This is a genomic window from Arthrobacter sp. B0316-5-4 (genome assembly GCF_059090325.1).
In genome coordinates this window covers 523,630-543,059 of record NZ_JBNHFN010000002.1, presented here as the reverse complement: position 1 = coordinate 543,059, position 19,430 = coordinate 523,630, and the positions used below count along the sequence as shown (strand labels likewise).

Here is a 19,430-nt window from a genome sequence, read left to right as displayed (position 1 = left end):
CTGAACCGCTTCTCTGAACACCACCTGCGCGGGTGGCGGAATGGCAGACGCGCTAGCTTGAGGTGCTAGTCCTCGAAAGGGGGTGGGGGTTCAAGTCCCCCTCCGCGCACCAACACAAGGCCTGGAATCATTGGATTCCGGGCCTTGTTTGTTTTGCCCGGAATCCACTTCCGCAAATACAATGCGAGCTTGATCACAAGTGTTTCTTCCCAGCTCACCGAAGGAAACCATGGACAGCTCTGAAGACATCCTCGGCGCCGCGTACGCGGTACGGACCCTGGCCCTCCAGCCTGATGCCGAGGGCGAGGTGGTGGCTACCCTGGTGTCCCGTAAGGCGCCGGCGGCCAGCGGCCGGGCGGTGCTGTACGTCCACGGTTTCGTGGACTACTTCTTCCAGGGTCACCTCGCCGATGAGTGGGTCAATGCCGGGTACGACTTTTACGCCCTGGACCTCCGGAAATACGGACGTTCCCTCCGCCCCCACCAGACGCCCAACTACATCGAGTCACTGCAAAGCTATGACGAAGAGCTGGACGAGGCCGCCCGGATCATCAAGGAGGAGGACGGGCACGACGTCCTGGTTGTCCTTGGCCACTCGACGGGTGGTTTGGTGACCAGCCTGTGGGCACATCGGCGTCGCTTCGATGGCATCGTGGACGCTTTGGTCCTCAACAGCCCATGGTTCGACCTTAATAAGCCCTTCTTCCAGCGAACGGTGGGTACCGCCGTCGTCGAACGTCTTGCGAACTACCAGCCGCGGCGCCAGGTGGGCGTACTGGGTGAGCACTACGGCCGGAGCCTGCACGCAACCACGGGGGGTGCCTGGGATTTCAACCTGACATGGAAGCCGCTCGAAGGGTTTCCGGTCCTGGCCGGGTGGCTTCGCGCCATCCGGCGCGGGCATGCCGAACTCGCCAAGGGGCTGGATATCCGCTGCCCGGTACTGGTGAGCGCGTCGACGGCGAGTGCGGCAGCGACTGCACCAATGGAGACCATCAATTCAGCCGACATCGTCCTGGACGTCCGGCACATCGCTGATCGCAGTACCAGGCTGGGCCGACTGGTGACCTTGGCAAGGATCGACGGCGGCATCCACGACCTGGCGTTGTCGGCGGAACCTGCTCGGAGCCGGTTTTTCGAAGAAGTTTTTCGCTGGGCGGGCGCCTACGTGCCGGAGGGCGCTACCAGCCACAACCAGTGACCCGGGCTGCAGGCCCTTTACAGACCCCGGGTACGAAAAAGGCGGCGGCCACCCCAAGGTGACCGCCGCCGTCGTCTGCATCGTGCCTAAGCCAGGGCGGAGACTGTGCCCGTGAAATGCCGACGGCCACTTCGAGGGTTCCACGCCACGTAATCCGAGCGCTGCCACCCGCCCGACTCCGACTGGACCGTGGTGATGTCCAACGCGACCCGCGCCGGAAGGAACACCGGAGCCTCGAAGGCGACGTCCCAGGCGAACGAATCCGCTTTCACCGCCCCAACGTCCGCCAACGCGCGGGAGGCCAGGTACATTCCGTGGGCTATGGAACCACGCAAGCCAAGCGCCTTGGCCGATAGGACGCTCAGGTGGATTGGATTGAAGTCGCCGGAGACCGTGGCATAGCTCCGCCCGGTGTCCAAGCCAAGTTGCCAGAGCGCCGTAGGGTCCGGCGGGGAAAAGTCCCCGCTCCCAACGGCGCCGTTGGATGTTCCCGGCTTGTCGATGCCCGGCAGGAAGCTGCCCTTGGCGAGATAGGTCGAGATGCCGCGCCAGAGCAATTCGCCGGTCGCATTGGAACGTACCTCGGCCACAATGTCCACCTGGGTCCCGGCCCTGTGCCCGGACAGGTTTTCTGCCCAGCAAAGGATGTCCAGGGACTCGGAGAATTCGATGGGAACCCTCTGCTCCACCTTGTTCTTCAGGTGGATCATCCCCAGGAGGGGCAAGGGAAAATCGTCCCGGTTCATGACGCTCATGGACACGGGAAACGCCAGGGCGTGAACGTATCCGGCGGGCAGGGTATCGCTGGCGCTCTCGCCTACCAGGTGCTGGTAGGCGGTGAGGTTTCCGACGTCGGCACGGACGTTCCGCACCTCATGGCTGACGGCCGGCAATTGCCTTTCCCCACCCGCGGCCCCCAAAACGCGGCGCCGCGCTGCCGTTGCTGCCGCGTTGACGTACAGCTTGGACAGTGAAGGAAGCTCCCCAAGAACCACCGGCTGCAGGGTGCTCATGCTCCCACCAGTTGTTGGCCACAGACCCGCAACACCCCGCCGGTGATTCCGCCGGCGGCGTCGCTGGCCAGGAACGCTATGGCCTCGGCCACGTCCTGGGGTTGGCCGCCTTGCTTCAGGGAATTGAGCCTGCGGGCCGCCTCGCGGATGGCGAACGGCATCTTGGCTGTCATCTCCGTTTCAATGAAGCCCGGGGCAACCGCGTTGATGGTTCCACCGAATGCTTCCATGTGTGCCGCGGTGGACCTCACCATGCCGATCACACCGCCCTTTGACGCGCCGTAGTTGGTCTGTCCGCGGTTGCCGGCGATGCCGCTCGTGGAGGCGACCGAGACAATACGGGGCGAGTCTTTGAAATGTTCAGAGGCCAGCAAGGCTTCGTTGATCCGGAGTTGGGCCGCAATGTTGACTGCGATAACTGAGCGCCAGCGGCCCTCATCCATGTTGGCCAGCAGCCTGTCCCGGGTGATCCCCGCGTTGTGCACAACGATGTCGAGCCGTCCGTGGCGTTCCACGGCGTGCTCGATGATGCGGTGGCCGGCGTCGTCGCGGCTGATGTCCAGCTGCAGGGCGGTCCCCCGGACCTCGTTGGCGACCCTCGCCAGGTGGTCACCGGCGGCGGGAATGTCCACGGCTACTACGGTGGCGCCGTCACGGTGGAGGGTCCGGGCAATGGCCGCTCCGATGCCTTGCGCGGCGCCGGTCACCACGGCGACCTTGCCGGCCAGCGGCTTCTCCGGGTCGCCCGGTATGAGGCCCTTGGTGGAGCTGACCGTCAGGAACTGTCCGTCAACGTAAGCCGAGCGTCCCGAGAGGAAGAACCGCAGGGCCCCCAGTGCCGAGGGACTGGTGGTCGCAAGGTCGTCGTCCAGGAGAATGCCGTTGGCTGTTGCTCCTGCCCGAAGCTCCTTGGCCAGTGAGCGCAGCAAGCCATCGACGCCCTGGCGTGCAGCCGCGGTTGCCGGAGATTGGGCGGAGTCCGCGGTCCGCGAGATGGTGACTACCCTCGCGTTGACGGCCAGGTCCCGCAAAGAAGCCCCGGCAGTGAGTACGGGCTTTCCCAGATCGTCGGGGTGCTGCACTGCATCGAGGACCAGGATGATCGCACCGAGTTTTTCCTTGGGCAGCGCGTTCCGACGGACATCCAGGCCCCAGCCCAGCAGGGTTGTGGCGATGTCATGGGCGCCCGCGCTGTCCCCACTGACCAGGACAGGGCCGGTGACCAACGGTGCACCGGGGCGATACCGTCGAAGTTCCACAGGCTGTGGCAGGCCGAGCCTTTTCGCGAGGTCCTTGCCGAGCCCCTGGCTCACCAACTGTGTGTATTTATCTGCCAAGACTCCCCCTACGCTGCTTCCAGTATGGCGACGACGCCCTGCCCGCCGGCGGCGCACACGGAGATGAGGCCGCGCGCGGGTCGCCCGTTGACGCTGCCCTTCTCATGCAGCATCTTCGCGAGCGATGCCACGATCCTCCCACCGGTTGCGGCGAAAGGATGTCCTGCGGCCAGCGAAGATCCGTTGACGTTGAGCTTCGCGCGGTCCACCTTCCCCAGCGCACCGTCGAGGCCCAGCCGGGTCCGGCCGAATTCCTCGTCTTCCCATGAGGCCAAGGTGCTCAGGACGGTTCCGGCGAAAGCCTCGTGGATCTCGAAGAAGTCGATATCTTCAAATGTCAGCCCATGGCGGGCCAGCAGGCGCGGGACAGCGAAGACGGGCGCCATGAGCAGGCCGTCCTTGCCGTGGACGAAGTCGACGGCGGCGGCCTCACCATCCAGGACTGTGGCCAGCTTGGGCAAACCGTGGGTATCGGCCCATTCCGGGCTTGCCAGCAGGACTGTGGAGGCACCGTCGGTCAACGGGGTGGAGTTGCCGGCAGTCATGGTGGCTTCGGCGCCAAGGTTCTTGCCGAAGACCGGCTTCAGCGTTGACAACTTCTCCAGCGTGGTGTCGGCGCGGAGGTTGGAGTCGCGGTTGAGTCCGCGGTAGGGAGTGATGAGGTCATCAAAGAAACCCCGCTCGTAGGCCGCCGCCAGGTTGCGGTGGCTGTTGAAGGCGAGTTCATCCTGCGCCTCACGGGTGATCTTCCACTGTGCGGTGGTGAGGGCCTGGTGCTCCCCCATGGAAAGGCCAGTGCGTGGTTCTCCGGTGTTCGGGGCGTCGGGTGCCAGGTCCTTGGGCCTGATGCGGCTGAGGATCTTCACTTTCTGCACCGTGGTCTTGGCACGGTTCAGGTCCAGCAAGATCTCGCGGAGACCCTCGCTCACGGCGATAGGCGCATCCGATGCTGAATCAACGCCGCCGGCGATCGCCGAATCGATCTGGCCCAGCTTGATCTTGTTGGCCAGTCCAAGGACGGTCTCCAGGCCGGTCGCACAGGCCTGCTGGAGATCGTAGGCCGGTGTCTCGGGCGAAAGGGCCGAGCCGAGGACGGCTTCACGGGTGAGGTTGAAGTCCCTTGAGTGCTTGAGCACCGCACCGGCCGCGACTTCGCCAATGCGCTCGTCCTGCAGGCCGAACCGTGCGATCAGCCCCTCGAGGGAGGCGGTCAGCATGTCCTGGTTGGAGGACTTGGCGTAAGCGCCACCGGTCCGGGCGAAGGGGATGCGGTTGCCGCCGACAATGACGGCAGCGCGGTTTGCCGTGGGCGTAGCGGTTTGTTGCCGGGGGGTGTCCGGGTTCAGATCTGATGCAGCCATGCTGGTCTCCTTCGATCAATGCGGGTTACTGATACCCAGCGTACCTGATACGCTGGGTATCGTGAACAGTAGCCACGAAGAATCCGCCGTCTCAGCCGTGCCCCCGCAGGCCGGCGCCGCCGGAGCGGTTGACGGCAGGGCTGCCCGCTGGCAATCACACCGGGAAGAACGCCGCCGGGACCTCATCAAGGAGGCGCGAAGGGCTGTGCACAAGCTGGGCAGCGACTCCTCCATGGAGGACATCGCAAGCGCAGCCGGCACATCGAAATCCGTCTTCTACCGCTACTTCGGTGACAAGGCAGGGCTCCAACAGGCAATGGGCGAAGTGGTCCTGGGACAAATGCAGCGCCGCATGCAGGAAGCAGCCCAACAGGCCCAAACGCCACGCGAAGGTTTGCTGGCAATGGTGTCCGCCTATCTTCAAATGGCCGAATCCAGTCCCAATGTCTACGCCTTCATTACCCGGCTCTCGCCAGGCGAGGCATCCTCGCAGGACGCCATCGCAGCTTCCGGTGCGCTGGGCAACTTCTTCGAGCAGATCACCGGGATGATCGCCACACCCATGCGTGAATACCTTGGCGACCAGCACGAGTCTGTGATCGTCTACTGGCCCACGGCCGCAATCGGACTCGTCCGGAACGCCGGTGAGATGTGGTTGGGGAGCCCCGCGGACAATACGAAACCCGATCAAGCCACCATGGCGGGACAGATCACCGATTGGCTTTGCCTGGGCATTGCCCCGGCGCTCAAGACCACCACCTGACACCAGCAATGACTCATCAGTTGTCGGAACCAAAGAAGGAAGCAACATGACTGAAGTAGTGGACAAGGCCTCATCAGCCCAGAAATCCTCCGGCCGCGACGACGCCGCCACCGCTGCCACTGAACCCGTGGTGGATGTCGCCGCGCTCGGCGAGCAGCTCCTCGGCAAATGGGCCCATATCCGCCATGAGGCCCGCAAGGTGGCAGGGAACCCGGCGGTGCAAAAGATTGAGGGGCTGCATCACACTGAGCATCGCGCCCGCGTCTTTGAACAGTTGAAATTCCTGGTGGACAACAACACCGTCCATCGTGCCTTCCCAACCCGTCTGGGCGGCTCTGACGACCACGGCGGCAACATTGCAGGCTTCGAGGAAATCGTCACCGCCGATCCGTCCCTGCAGATCAAAGCCGGTGTGCAATGGGGCCTCTTCGGTTCCGCCGTGATGCACCTGGGCACCGCCGAACACCAGGACAAGTGGCTCCCCGGCATCATGAGCCTGGAGATACCCGGCTGCTTTGCCATGACGGAAACAGGCCATGGCTCGGATGTCGCCAGCATTGCCACCACCGCCACGTACGACGAAGCAAGCCAGGAATTCGTCATCAACACGCCCTTCCGTGCAGCCTGGAAGGACTACATCGGCAACGCCGCCACCGACGGCCTTGCCGCCGTCGTCTTCGCCCAGCTGATCACCAAAAAGGTCAACCATGGCGTCCACGCTTTCTACGTTGAACTCCGCGACCCGGCCACGAAGGAATTCCTGCCCGGCATCGGCGGCGAGGACGACGGCATCAAGGGCGGCCTGAATGGCATCGACAACGGCCGGCTGCACTTCACCAACGTTCGGATCCCCCGAACCAACCTGTTGAACCGTTACGGCGACGTGGCCGCGGACGGCACCTACACCTCCACCATCGAGAGCCCGGGGCGTCGCTTCTTCACCATGTTGGGGACCTTGGTCCAAGGACGCGTTTCGCTGGACGGCGCTGCGGTTGCCGCAAGCAAGCTCGCCCTCAAGACAGCCATCCAGTACGCCACTGAACGCCGCCAGTTCAATGCCTCCTCGTCCACAGACGAGGAAGTGCTGCTGGACTACCAGCGGCACCAGCGCCGCTTGTTCACCAGGCTGGCCACGACGTACGCGGCCAGCTTCGCGCACGAACAGTTGCTGCAGAAATTCGACGACGTCTTTTCAGGCGCGCACGACACCGACGCGGACCGGCAGGACCTTGAAACGTTGGCAGCAGCCCTCAAGCCGCTCAGCACCTGGCATGCCCTGGACACGTTGCAGGAATGCCGCGAAGCATGTGGCGGTGCCGGCTTCCTGATCGAGAACCGCTTCGCTTCCCTGCGCGCGGACCTGGATGTGTATGTGACGTTCGAGGGCGACAACACCGTCTTGCTGCAGCTGGTGGCCAAGCGATTGTTGGCTGATTACGCCAAGGAATTCCGCAGTGCCGACTTTGGTGTCCTTGCCCGCTACGTGGTGGATCAGGCCGCCGGGGTGGCCTTGCACAGGACGGGCTTGCGGCAGGTTGCCCAGTTCGTTGCGGACACTGGCTCGGTCCAAAAGGCAGCTTTGGCCCTGCGGGACGAAGAAGGCCAGCGGACACTGCTCGCCGATCGGGTCCAGTCCATGGTGGCTGAGGTGGGTGCAGCGCTGAAGGGTGCCAACAAGCTTCCCCAGCACCAGGCCGCGGCGCTGTTCAACCAGCACCAGCACGAACTCATCGAGGCCGCGCAGGCGCACGCCGAGCTCCTGCAGTGGGAAGCTTTCACCGAGGCCCTCCCCCACGTTGCCGATGAGGGAACCAAGCGGGTCCTGACCTGGCTGCGGGACCTGTTCGGTTTGTCGCTGATCGAGAAGCACCTCTCCTGGTACCTCATGAACGGCCGGCTGTCCATGCAGCGCGGGCGCACAGTGGGCACCTACATCAACCGTTTGCTGGTCAAGATCCGTCCGCACGCCCTGGACCTCGTTGATGCCTTCGGATACGGTCCCGAACACCTTCGCGCTGCCATCGCAACCGGTGCCGAAGCTACCCGGCAGGACCAGGCCCGCGAACATTTCCGGGAGCAGCGCGCCAGCGGCACCGCTCCGGCTGACGAGAAAGCCCTGCTCGCCTTGAAGGCCGCCAAAACCCCTTAGCAGTACTCCGCTGACAGGCGGTGAACAGTTGCGGAACCTTAGTTAACAGTTAACGCCCGACGGCGCCGTCCCCACCAAAGGGGGCGGCGCCGTCGTCGTTTGGACTGCTGTTTGGACTGCTGGTTGGACGCTGCGCGTCAGCGCAGGACCGAGCGGTACACCTCAAGGGTCGTTTCGGTGATGGACTCCCAGGAGAAGTGCTCCTCCGCCCTGCGCCGTCCCGCAATACCCATTTCGCGGGCACGGGCCGGGTCAGCGACCACCTGGTTCAAGGCTGCAGCGAAATCGCTGACGAACTTTTCCGGATCCAATGGAGTGCCGGTGCCGTCGGTGACCTGTTCCAGCGGGACCAGCAGGCCGGTTTCCCCGTGCTGCACCACCTCGGGTATGCCGCCGGTTGCGCTGGCCACCACGGCTGCGCCGCAGGCCATGGCCTCAAGGTTCACGATGCCCAGGGGCTCGTAGATCGAAGGGCAGGCGAAGGCGGTGGCATGGCTGAGGACCTGGATCAGTTCCCGCCGCGGGAGCATCCGCTCAATCAGGACGACGCCTTCGCGTTTGGTCTGCAGCTCCTCAATCAGGCGGGCAGTTTCCGCAGCCAGTTCCGGAGTGTCCGCGGCACCAAGGCACAGCACCAGCTGGACATCATCCGGCAAGCTCGATGCGGCGCGAAGCAGGTAAGGAACGCCCTTCTGGCGCGTATTGCGCCCCACGAACACGACGCTCGGTTTGGCAGGGTCGATCCCCAGGGCGCGGATCGCATCGTCTTCTTCGTCCCGCTCCCACAGCGAGACGTCGATGCCGTTATGGACCACGCGGACCTTGTCCGGATCCACGTTGGGGTAGCTGCGGAGGATGTCCTGGCGCATGCCGTCGGAAACGGCGATGATGGCCGCGGCGGCCTCGTAGGCGGTCTTTTCAACCCAGGAGGACAACGCATAGCCGCCTCCCAGCTGCTCAGCCTTCCACGGGCGGAGCGGCTCCAGGCTGTGGGCGCTGAGGACATGCGGAATGCCGTGCAGCAGCGAAGCGAGGTGGCCGGCCATGTTGGCGTACCAGGTGTGCGAGTGGACGAGGTCCGCTCCCGCAATGTCCGGAACGATCCTCAGGTCCACGCCCAGGGTCTGAATCGCAGCGTTGGCGTCGCCGAGGTCTTCGGGTGTGGCGTAGGACGCCACCGTAGCCCCGTGGTAGTCGGCATCACGGGGCGCGCCGAACGCCCGGACGTGAAGGTCGACGTGCTTTGCCAGCACCCGGCTGAGCTCGGCAACGTGGACACCGGCACCGCCATAAATTTCCGGAGGGAATTCTTTAGTCACAATGTCTATTCGCACGCTAACCAACGTAGTCGTTCCGGCGTATGTGTTCTAGTGTGAAAGAGTCCGGAAAATCGGACTTTTGGGGGCTACGAAGACGTACGGGGAGCAGTGACCATGGCGTTGAAGAAAGTTTTGGCAATCGTATTGGCAGGCGGAGAGGGCAACCGACTCATGCCGCTGACGGCGGACCGGGCCAAGCCTGCGGTGCCGTTTGCCGGCGGCTACCGGCTAATTGACTTTGCACTATCCAATCTCGTTAACTCGGGATATTTGAAAATTGTTGTGCTGACGCAGTACAAATCCCATAGCCTTGACCGCCACATCTCGGAAACCTGGCGCATGTCCACGCAGTTGGGCCGGTACGTGGCGTCCGTTCCAGCGCAGCAGCGCGTGGGCAAGAGCTGGTTCCTTGGCAGTGCCAACGCCATCTACCAATCGCTGAACCTCATCCATGACGACGCCCCGGACATCGTGGTAGTGGTCGGCGCTGATCACGTGTACCGCATGGACTTCTCCCAAATGGTGGAGCAGCACATTGCCAGCGGAGCCAAGGCCACTGTGGCCGCGGTACGCCAGCCGCTGAACATGGCCAACCAGTTCGGCGTCATCGAGGTGGACCAGAACGATCCCCAGAAGATTGCCGCCTTTGTGGAGAAGCCTGCCAGCACCCCCGGACTCGCAGCGGACCCCACACAGTTCCTGGCCTCCATGGGCAACTACGTCTTCGACGCCGATGCGTTGGTTGAGGCCTTGCACGTAGACGCGGAACGGCTCGACACCAAACACGACATGGGCGGCGACATCATTCCCTATTTCGTGGATCAGGGCGAAGCCGGCGTGTACGACTTCACGCTTAATGACATCCCCGGCGCCACGGAACGGGATCGTACCTATTGGCGCGACGTCGGTACCATCGACTCGTTCTACGACGCCCACATGGACCTGATCTCCCCAGTCCCTATCTTCAACCTGTACAACTCTGAATGGCCCATTTACACCCGCCAGAGCATTTCCCCGCCCGCAAAGTTCGTTCGGGGCGAAAACAACACGGTGGGCACTGCCCTCGATTCCATCGTGGCCAGCGGCGTCGTGATTTCCGGTGGCATCGTTGAGGGATCCGTCCTCTCCAACGACGCGTACGTGGCGGCAGGAAGCCGTGTCCAGGACTCCGTTCTCATGGACAAGGTCCGTGTGGGTGAAGGTGCCGTGATCAAGCGCGCCATCCTGGATAAGAACGTCAAGATCCCCGCTGGTGCTGCCATTGGCTTGGACCCCGAGCTGGACAGGGCCCGCGGGTACAAGGTCACGGAGTCCGGCATCACGGTCCTCGCCAAGGGCCAGGTGGTCCCGGAGCCAGGCGAAGCGGAACTCGCTCTTTCCGCCCAGCATCGCCGAAGCCTTCCGGAAGCTGTCAAGGCGGCCACCCACCACGATCCCGATATCCGCGACTCCGCTGAAAAGGTAGCCGCGGGAATACAGGCCCGCGTGGCGGACGCTGCTTCCCAGGGCGCCGCGCACTAACCCGCCGGCCGCACGCTGACAGAACCCGAGGCAGGCCGGAGGCTCCCAAGGCTGTAAAATCAGGTCAATGAGCTCCACCGATCTGACGCCTGAAGAGATCCAGGCCTGCCTCAAGGTTCTGACAACGATCCACGTCTACGACGAAGAGCACCCGGACTACGTTGCTGTCCGGCGTGCCACCGGCAAGATGTTCAAGGCCGTCAAGCGCCACCGCCGCGTCACCAAGCGCGACTCCATCGCCGAAGCTGACCGTGCCGTCATTGCCCTGACAGCAACGGCCGCCCCGGACAGGATCGACGACGAAACCCGGGGCAACAAGCTTGCACCCTCGGCCACAGGCGAGATCGCCGGCCACCTCATCCGTTCCCGCCCGTGCTACATCTGCAAAACGCACTACACGCAGGTGGATGCTTTCTACCACCAGTTGTGCCCGGAATGCGCTGCGTTCAGCCACAGCAAGCGCGACGCCCGCACGGACCTCACTGGCCGGAGGGCGTTGTTGACCGGCGGACGCGCGAAGATTGGCATGTACATTGCCCTGCGCCTTCTCCGGGATGGCGCCCACACCACCATCACCACACGCTTCCCCAAGGACGCAGCCCGCCGCTTTGCCGCGATGGAGGACAGCTCCGAATGGCTGCACCGCCTTCGCATCGTTGGTATTGACCTCCGCGACCCGGCACAGGTCATGGCGCTGACGGATTCGCTCGATAAGGCCGGCCCGTTGGACATCATCATCAACAACGCCGCCCAGACCGTGCGACGCTCAGGCAATGCCTACAAGCCGTTGGTGGACGCCGAGGACGAGCCGTTGCCGGCCGCCCTGGAAGTGGCCAACGGTGGCCCTGAGCTGGTGACGTTCGGCCATGCGCATGACAAGCACCCGCTGGCCCTGGCAAGCAGCGTCACCGAACACCCGGTGCTGGCTGGCGACGCGATCACGTCACTGGCGCTCTCTACTGGTTCGGCGTCCCTGGAGCGTATCGAATCTGGAACGGCCATTGATGCCGGCGGACTTGTTCCGGACCTGGCCGCGATCAACAGCTGGACCCAGGTAGTGGACGAGGTGGACCCCCTCGAGATGCTCGAGGTCCAGTTGTGCAACGTCACCGCTCCCTTCCTGCTGGTCAGCCGGCTGCGTGGGGCCATGAAGCGTTCGACGGCGCACCGCAAGTACATCGTGAACGTTTCGGCGATGGAAGGGCAGTTCTCGCGTGCCTACAAGGGCCCGGGACACCCCCACACCAACATGGCCAAGGCCGCGTTGAACATGATGACCCGAACCAGTGCCCAGGAGATGCTGGACTCCGATGGCATCCTCATGACCGCCGTGGACACAGGCTGGATCACCGATGAACGTCCGCACTACACCAAGGTCAGGCTCATGGAAGAAGGCTTCCATGCTCCCCTGGACCTGGTGGACGGTGCCGCGCGCGTGTACGACCCCATCGTGATGGGGGAAAAGGGCGAGGACCAGTACGGCGTGTTCCTCAAGGACTACAAGCCCTCTCCCTGGTAAAGAAAGTTTGAGTACAGCTAAGGCCCTTAAGCGTTCGTCTTAAGGGCCTTAGTTGTGCAAAATGCCTATGCGAGACGGGTGATCTCCACAGACACGGAGAGACCGGAACCTCCGCCGCCGGACAGGATGCCCTTCAGCGGAGGAACGTCACGGTAGTCGCGTCCTCTGGCGACTGTGACGTGGTAGTCGCCGGCGGGCTTGTGGTTGGTGGGGTCCCAGCTGCGCCATTCGCCGTCCCACCATTCCAACCAGGCGTGTGACTGCCCGGCGACTGTTTCGCCGATGTCCGCGGAGGACCGCGGGTGGATGTAACCGGAAACGTAGCGTGCCGGGATCCCGCTGCAGCGCAAGGCTCCGATGGCAAGGTGAGCCAGGTCCTGGCACACGCCCTGGCGCTGCGACCACGCCTGCTCGGCATTCGTCGTCACACCGGTGGTGCCCTTCATATAGGTCATTTCACCAGCCATCCAGGCGAACACAGCCAGGGCCGCCTCATGGGGGTTCTTTCCTTCGACAATGCCTGGAACGATGTCCAGTACTTCTTCGCCGGGGCCGCTCAACCGGGACTGGGGCAGCCAGTCACTGAATTCGTCCTGGATCTTGTCCGAGGCGATGACGTCCCAGCCGACAATGTCGTCCTCCGTTGCCACCCGTTCCGTGCGGTGCACTTCCACCGTGGCAGTCGCCAGCACTTCCAGGCTCTCGTGCGGCATCTGCATATCAAACGCCGTGACCCGGGTGCCCCAATAGTCACGGTAGGTGCTCACGGAGGCCTGGTTTGGCGACACTTTGAGGGACGCCTCCAGGACCACTTGCTGGCCGTCCGTCAACGGGGTCATCCGGGCCTCGTTGTAGGACAGGGTCACGCGGCGGTTGTACTTGTAGGCCGTCTTGTGGACGATGCTCAGCCGGGTCATGAAACTTCTCCCACCCAGGCATGCTCATCAGCCTGATTGAAGTACTTACGGGAAATGGCATCCGACGCCTGCGTCACGGCCTTCTGCACACGTTCCATGTGCTCGGGCAGTTCAGACATGAGGTCATCGGTGCGGTGGAACTCAAGGAACGTCCGGGCCTGGCCCACGATCCGCCGGGCATCGTTGATGAAGCCCACGCGCTGCGCTGAAGGATCCAGTTTTGCCAGGCAATCGTCGGCGTCGCGCAGGGCGTAAACGATTGAACGCGGGAAGAGCCGGTCCAGGAGGAGGAATTCGGCCGCATGCTGGTCTCCGAAGGCTGCCCGGCGGGTGCGGATGAAGGATTCGTAGGCACCGGCACAGCGCAGCATGTTGACCCAGGACATGCCGGCCGACTGGACATCACGGGTTGACAGCATGCGGGCGGTCATGTCGGCCCGCTCAAGGGAGCGCCCGAGCACCATGAACAGCCAGCTTTCGTCGTGGCTCACAGTCGTGTCAGCCAGGCCGCGCACCATGGCGGTCCGCTCAAGCACCCAGTTGCAGAAACGGTATGTTCCTACGACGTCCTTGCGGTGCTGGTTCAGGCCGTAGTACGTCGTGTTGAGGCTTTCCCACAGCGACTGGGAGACGGTTTCCCGGGCACGCCGCGCATTCTCACGGGCTGCCCCGAGGGAACCGGCGATCGAGGAGGCGCTCTGCTTGTCATAAGCCAGGGCATGGAGCAGCTCAGGCAGGCCGAAGTCCTCGCTTTGGGGCTTGGCACCCATGACGGCGAGCAGTTCCCGCGCAACGCTCCGCTGCTCCTCGAGGGGCAGGTGGTTCAGGCGCTCCAGGTGCACGTCAAGGATCCTGGCAGTACCGTCGGCGCGTTCTACGTAGCGCCCGATCCAAAATAGTGACTCAGCAATACGGCTCAGCATGGAACTGTGCCTCCTTCACGTGGTGCCTGTAGGAGTTCAAGTAGTTGGTGGCGGGGTTCACTGCTGCTGCTCCGTCTGCCGGTCGCGCCAGTTGCTTTCCACAGGCCACACAGAAACCTGTTCGCGTACTGTCACGGACTGGCGTGGAATGACCTCGGCCGGCAACTCGGGTGAATTGGCCAGAACCCAGGTGTCCTTGGAGCCGCCACCTTGGCTGGAGTTCACGATCAGGGACCCTTCCTTCAGCGCAACGCGGGTCAGGCCGCCGGGCAGAACCCAGACGTCATCGCCGTCGTTCACGGCAAACGGCCGCAGGTCCACGTGGCGGGGACCGAACTTGTCGCCGGAAAGCGTCGGCACCGTGGAGAGTTGCAGGACAGGCTGGGCGATCCACCCACGCGGGTCTGCGATCACGCGCTTGCGCAAGGCATCCAGTTCGTCCTTGGACGCGTCCGGGCCGATGACCAGGCCCTTGCCACCGGAACCGTCAACCGGCTTGACCACCAGTTCGTCGAGGCGGTCCAGAACATGCTCCCTGGCTTCCTTTTCCTCGAGCCGGAAAGTATCGACGTTGGCGATGATCGGCTCTTCGTGAAGGTAGTACCGGATCAGGTCAGGCACGTAACTGTACACGAGCTTGTCATCGGCTACGCCGTTACCCACCGCGTTTGCGATGGTCACACCGCCGGCGCGGGCAGCGTTGACCAAGCCGGGGCAGCCGAGCATGGAATCGGAGCGGAACTGGAGGGGGTCAAGGAAGTCGTCGTCGATGCGCTTGTAGATCACGTCCACCCGTTGCTCGCCTGCCGTGGTCCGCATGTACACGCGATTTCCACGGCAGATAAGGTCGCGTCCTTCCACGAGCTCCACGCCCATCAAGCCTGCGAGGAGGGTGTGCTCGAAGTAGGCGCTGTTGAAAACGCCAGGGGTCAGGACAACCACGGTGGGATCGTCGACGCCGGCGGGTGCTGTTTTGCGCAGGGCCGAAAGCAGGCGCCGGGGGTATTCCTCCACGGGCCGGATGTGCTGCTGGCCGAACGCCTCGGGCAGACCCTTGGCCATGGCCCGGCGGTTCTCCAGAACGTAGCTCACGCCCGACGGGACGCGGACGTTGTCCTCCAGGACGCGGAAAGTTCCGGCAGCATCACGGACGACGTCGATACCCGAGACGTGCACACGGACGCCCCCGGACGGTTCGAATCCGTGGACCGCCCGGTGGAAGTGCGCGCTGGTGGTGACGAGCTGCCGTGGGATCACGCCATCGGCCACCACCGCCATGCGTCCATAGACGTCGTTGAGGAATGCTTCAAGGGCCTTGACGCGCTGGGCTACACCGCGCTCCAGGACGTCCCATTCGTCGGCCGGGATGACGCGGGGAACAATATCGAGTGGGAAGGGCCGCTCCTCCCCCGCGTAGTCGAAGGTCACTCCGCGGTCCAGGAAGGTGCGGGCCATGGAGTCCGCCCTGGCGGTGACATCCGCCAGGGAAAGCTCGCGCAGGGCACCCGAAACCTGACCGTAGGATTTTCTGGCTACATGGCCCGGGGCAAACATCTCGTCGTAGGCGCCACTGCGGGCGGCGGCCTCGGAGTAATCCTGGAATAGGTCAGACATGGGAATTAGACAATCACCTTTTCGAGTCGAGCGCATTTCGCGTTGATTGTGTCGCTGTTTCCGGGAACCCCCGGTTCGCCTTTCCGTGCCCCCATCCGGCAGGGTTGAGGCATGCCCTTCAAGAGTCCTGCTTCCCAGCTGTCCCGGTTGGGGCCGGGGTTGGTCCTGTGCTTCGCCGCAACGGGCCTTGCCTTCACCATCCACGCGGTCTTGCCAGCTGTTCCGGCCATGACTCTCGCTGTTGCCTTGGGCTTGCTCTCAGCAAATATACCGGGCACCTCTGTCCTCACTGCGGGGCGCGCCCGCCCGGGCCTGGACTTCGCCGGAAAGCACCTCATGCGGGCCGGAATCGTGTTGCTGGGCCTCAGGGTCAGCATTCAGGACGTGCTGGCACTGGGCTGGTTGTCCCTGGTCCTGATAGCCGGTGTGGTGCTGGTCAGCTTTGTGGGTACCTATGGGCTGGCTCGCTTGCTGCGCCTTCCCGGCGAGACTGCCCTGCTGATCGCCACGGGCTTTTCCATCTGCGGCGCCTCAGCTATCGGCGCGATGGCTGCTGTGCGGCGCATCAGGCATCAGGACACGGTGCTGCCGGTGGCGCTCGTAACGCTGTGCGGCACCCTTGCCATTGGGGTGTTGCCCCTCCTCATGCACCCCCTGAACCTGAATCCGGAACAGTTCGGGGCCTGGACCGGCGCTTCCGTGCACGATGTGGGCCAGGTGGTGGCCACGGCGCAAACTGCCGGGACGGCGGCCCTGGCGATCGCCGTCGTCGTGAAATTGACGCGGGTGGTCCTGCTGGCTCCGGTAGTGGCGGCGGCGGGACTGCACCAGCGCATCGACCACGTGCGGAAGCGCGCCAACGGTGCCGGGCACCAGGACGGCGGGAGCGACGGAAAATTCCCGCCCATCGTTCCGTTGTTCGTGGTCGGATTCCTTGCCATGGTCGCGGTCCGATCCATGGGCTGGGCTCCCCCGGCAGTCCTCGAGATGGCCGCACTGGTGCAGGACATCCTGCTGGCATCGGCGCTGTTCGGACTCGGATCCGCGGTGCGCGTCCGGACGCTGATACACACAGGTGGACGTGCCGTGATGGTGGCCCTTGGCTCGTGGCTGATCATCGCCTCGCTGGGCCTGGTTGCTGCCCGGATCATGATTAGATAGCCGTGTGTCGAATCACAATCTGTCGCGCGATGAAGCCGCCACCCGTTCAGCCCTGATCACCACCCACAGCTACGACGTCACCCTCGATGTCCGCGACGCGGCAGATCCCGCAGTCGCCGGCTACCCGAGCACCAGCACCATCACGTTCTCCGCCGAGCCCGGCTCTGCCACGTTCCTGGATTTCATCAGTGGCGGCGTGCAGTCAGTGGTGCTGAACGGCCGGGCCCTGGACGTCGACGCGGTGGTGGACCGGGACCGGGTTATCCTGGAAGACCTCGCCGCCGACAACCAGGTGACGGTGGCCGGAACAGCGCTCTACAGCCGCTCCGGGGAAGGCATGCACCGCTTCGTGGACCCCGCTGACGGGCAGTGCTACCTCTACACCCAGTACGAACCAGCCGACAGCCGCCGCGTCTTCGCCAACTTCGAACAGCCCGACCTCAAAGCCGAGTTCACCTTCCGCGTCATCGCGCCGGCAGGCTGGGAGGTCGCGTCCAACGGGGTGGAGACCGCACGAACGCCGTTGGCGGATGATCCCAAAGCCGCCCAATGGGACTTCGCAACCACCAAGCGGATGTCCACCTACATCACCACCGTGCTTGCCGGACCCTACTTCAAAGCGACGGACCACTGGGGGGCAACGCTCGACGACGGCACCCGCCTTGAGGTGCCGCTGGCACTTTACTGCCGCGCCTCCTTGGCGGACGCTTTCGACGCCGGCGAGCTGTTCCGGCTAACCAAGAACGGCCTGGAGTTCTTCAACCGACTCTTTGACTATCCCTACCCCTGGGGCAAGTACGACCAGGCGTTCGTGCCCGAATACAACCTCGGGGCCATGGAAAATCCCGGGCTGGTCACCTTCACGGAAAAGTACGTTTACGCATCACGCGCCACCGACGCCCAATACCAGGCACGCGCCAACACCCTGATGCACGAGATGGCCCACATGTGGTTCGGCGACCTCGTCACCATGAACTGGTGGGACGACCTCTGGCTCAAGGAGTCGTTCGCCGATTTCATGGGTACCCTGGGCGTGGATCGTGCCACCGACTGGGACACCGCGTGGGTGAACTTCGCCAGCAAACGCAAGGCATGGGCGTACCTGCAGGACCAATTGCCCACCACCCACCCGATCGTCGCCGACATCCCGGACCTTGAAGCGGCCAAGCAGAACTTCGATGGCATCACCTACGCCAAGGGCGCTTCGGTCCTGAAACAACTGGTCGCCTACGTTGGCTTTGACGCCTTCATCGCCGGATCACGGCAGTACTTCCGCGACCACGCCTACGGCAACACTTCCCTGAAAGACCTTCTGGAAGCCCTGGGTGCGGCGTCGGGACGCGACCTGGCCGGTTGGGCGCGCCAATGGCTGCAAACTTCCGGGATCTCCACCATCTCGGCCGAGATTGTCGAAGACGACGGGATACTGGGCGCGGTGACGCTTCGACAGGACGCGATCGACCCCATCACAGGGCACCAGGAACTCCGACCCCACCGCATGCGGCTGGGCTTGTACGACGCCGACTCAAGCGGTGCCCTCGTCAGGACCGAAAGCATCGAAATGGATGTGGACGGTCCCAGCACGCTGGTGGCCGAACTCAACGGTAAACCACGGCCAGCCCTCCTGCTGGTCAACGACGACGACCTGAGCTATGCAAAGATCAGGCTCGATCCCGGATCCGAACACACGGTCAGGACGTCCCTGGACAAGATCCAGGACCCCATGGCCCGCGCGCTGTGCTGGACGGCTCTATGGGATTCGGCCCGCGACGGCGTCACCCCCGCAGCACGCTATGTCGCTGCAGTGGAACAGTTTGCCCCGACCGAAACCGGTATCGGCGTCCTGCTCAACGTCCTGGGCAACGCCTCCACCGCCATTGAACGGTTCGTGCCCGCTGCGACGCGGGACGGTGTCCGCAAGGACTTCCTGGCCGTTGCTGCCGCACAGTTGAAGGCCGCCACAGCGGGGTCGGACCAGCAACTCGCCTGGGCCAGGACACTAGCGGATGTCTCGCGGCATGGCGACGCTGAGCTCTCCCTGCTGCGCAGCATCCTTGACGGCAGCGTCGTCATTGAGGGCCTCGCCGTCGACGCGGAACTGCGCTGGAGCCTGTGGCAGGCCCTGGCAGCCCACGGACAGGCGTCGCAAGCTGAGCTCGACCGGGAGCTCGAAGCCGACAAGACAGCCTCAGGGAGGGAAGGCCACGCTCTTGCCTCGGCGGCCCGCCCCGACCCTTCGGTGAAGGCCGCAGCGTGGGACTCGGCAGTCCTCGGCACCGGACTGTCCAATGAAATCCTGAGCGCGACCATTGCAGGCTTCGCTACGGCCCCGGCCGCCATGCTGGAACCGTATGTGGAGCCGTATTTCGACTGCCTCGAAAAGGTGTGGGCGGAGCGGAGCATTGAGATTGCCGGGAGAATCGTCCGCGGACTGTTCCCTGCCGCCCAGGACCTTGGGGAAGGCACGCAACCAGCCGGGCACCCGGTGGTGGTTCGTACCGACGAATGGCTAACGGCGCACGGTGACGCTCCGCGCGCGTTGCGCCGTATCATTGTCGAACAGCGCAGCCACCTGTTGCGTGCGCTGACAGCCCAAGCCGCCCGGGGTTAGCGCGGGCCGGGAAAACAACTG

14 protein-coding genes and 1 tRNA gene are annotated in these 19,430 nt (G+C 64.0%); 8 read left to right on the top strand and 7 right to left on the bottom strand.

The genetic code is table 11. From position 1 onward, the window contains the following. The first annotated feature begins 26 nt into the window (after positions 1-26). Positions 27-112, top strand: a tRNA-Leu gene (locus AC5RU9_RS06835). Between the two features lie 117 nt (positions 113-229). Next, complete coding sequence (locus tag AC5RU9_RS06830) at positions 230-1,201, top strand: alpha/beta hydrolase (RefSeq protein WP_494015845.1); 972 nt, start codon at positions 230-232, stop codon at positions 1,199-1,201. Positions 1,202-1,287: 86 nt separating this feature from the next. On the opposite strand, the gene AC5RU9_RS06825 is transcribed toward AC5RU9_RS06830, so the two are convergent. From AC5RU9_RS06825 to AC5RU9_RS06815, 3 genes are read right to left on the bottom strand one after another with little or no spacing between them, the layout of a single operon-like run. Then, positions 1,288-2,214 carry a MaoC family dehydratase gene (locus AC5RU9_RS06825; RefSeq protein ID WP_494015844.1) on the bottom strand — a complete coding sequence of 309 codons (927 nt, stop codon included), beginning with the start codon at positions 2,212-2,214 and terminating at the stop codon, positions 1,288-1,290. Then, positions 2,211-3,551 (bottom strand): 3-oxoacyl-ACP reductase, encoded by a 1,341-nt coding sequence (locus AC5RU9_RS06820; RefSeq protein WP_494015843.1) that lies wholly within the window; start codon positions 3,549-3,551, stop codon positions 2,211-2,213. Before AC5RU9_RS06820 ends, AC5RU9_RS06825 begins: the two co-directional genes overlap by 4 nt. Positions 3,552-3,559: 8 nt before the next feature. Then, the gene (locus AC5RU9_RS06815; RefSeq protein ID WP_494015842.1) at positions 3,560-4,912 is read right to left on the bottom strand and encodes an acetyl-CoA C-acetyltransferase; all 1,353 of its coding nucleotides are present in this window, start codon (positions 4,910-4,912) and stop codon (positions 3,560-3,562) included. Between AC5RU9_RS06815 and AC5RU9_RS06810 the strand changes: the two genes are divergently transcribed. Together AC5RU9_RS06810 and AC5RU9_RS06805 are read left to right on the top strand one after the other, a co-directional pair. Continuing rightward, on the top strand, positions 4,911-5,675 hold the full coding sequence (locus AC5RU9_RS06810; RefSeq protein ID WP_494015841.1) for a TetR/AcrR family transcriptional regulator: 765 nt from the start codon (positions 4,911-4,913) through the stop codon (positions 5,673-5,675). The genes AC5RU9_RS06815 and AC5RU9_RS06810 overlap by 2 nt on opposite strands. A 46-nt stretch (positions 5,676-5,721) precedes the next feature. Further along, positions 5,722-7,824, top strand: coding sequence for an acyl-CoA dehydrogenase family protein (locus tag AC5RU9_RS06805; protein ID WP_494015840.1), 2,103 nt, complete (start codon positions 5,722-5,724; stop codon positions 7,822-7,824). A gap of 137 nt (positions 7,825-7,961) precedes the next feature. Here AC5RU9_RS06805 and glgA read toward each other — a convergent pair whose 3' ends face one another. Then, entirely contained in the window at positions 7,962-9,158 is a 1,197-nt protein-coding gene (gene glgA, locus AC5RU9_RS06800) for a glycogen synthase (protein ID WP_494015839.1), read from the bottom strand. Positions 9,159-9,251: 93 nt separating this feature from the next. Between glgA and glgC the strand changes: the two genes are divergently transcribed. Next, positions 9,252-10,664 carry a glucose-1-phosphate adenylyltransferase gene (gene glgC, locus AC5RU9_RS06795; protein ID WP_494015838.1) on the top strand — a complete coding sequence of 471 codons (1,413 nt, stop codon included), beginning with the start codon at positions 9,252-9,254 and terminating at the stop codon, positions 10,662-10,664. 67 nt (positions 10,665-10,731) lie between these two features. Continuing rightward, on the top strand, positions 10,732-12,183 hold the full coding sequence (locus AC5RU9_RS06790; protein ID WP_494015837.1) for an SDR family NAD(P)-dependent oxidoreductase: 1,452 nt from the start codon (positions 10,732-10,734) through the stop codon (positions 12,181-12,183). A 65-nt stretch (positions 12,184-12,248) separates the two neighbouring features. On the opposite strand, the gene AC5RU9_RS06785 is transcribed toward AC5RU9_RS06790, so the two are convergent. From AC5RU9_RS06785 to AC5RU9_RS06775, 3 genes are read right to left on the bottom strand one after another with little or no spacing between them, the layout of a single operon-like run. After that, complete coding sequence (locus AC5RU9_RS06785; RefSeq protein ID WP_211712669.1) at positions 12,249-13,100, bottom strand: transglutaminase family protein; 852 nt, start codon at positions 13,098-13,100, stop codon at positions 12,249-12,251. Continuing rightward, a complete protein-coding gene (locus AC5RU9_RS06780; protein WP_211712668.1) occupies positions 13,097-14,023 on the bottom strand; it encodes an alpha-E domain-containing protein in 927 nt (308 codons plus the stop codon). The genes AC5RU9_RS06785 and AC5RU9_RS06780 overlap by 4 nt, the downstream gene beginning before the upstream one ends. A 57-nt stretch (positions 14,024-14,080) precedes the next feature. Further along, positions 14,081-15,637 carry a circularly permuted type 2 ATP-grasp protein gene (locus AC5RU9_RS06775; RefSeq protein WP_494015836.1) on the bottom strand — a complete coding sequence of 519 codons (1,557 nt, stop codon included), beginning with the start codon at positions 15,635-15,637 and terminating at the stop codon, positions 14,081-14,083. Between the two features lie 111 nt (positions 15,638-15,748). On the opposite strand from AC5RU9_RS06775, the gene AC5RU9_RS06770 reads away from it, so the two are divergent. Beyond that, positions 15,749-16,798, top strand: coding sequence for a YeiH family protein (locus AC5RU9_RS06770; RefSeq protein ID WP_494015835.1), 1,050 nt, complete (start codon positions 15,749-15,751; stop codon positions 16,796-16,798). Between the two features lie 4 nt (positions 16,799-16,802). Continuing rightward, complete coding sequence (gene pepN / locus AC5RU9_RS06765; protein WP_494015834.1) at positions 16,803-19,409, top strand: aminopeptidase N; 2,607 nt, start codon at positions 16,803-16,805, stop codon at positions 19,407-19,409. Positions 19,410-19,430 lie beyond the last annotated feature (21 nt).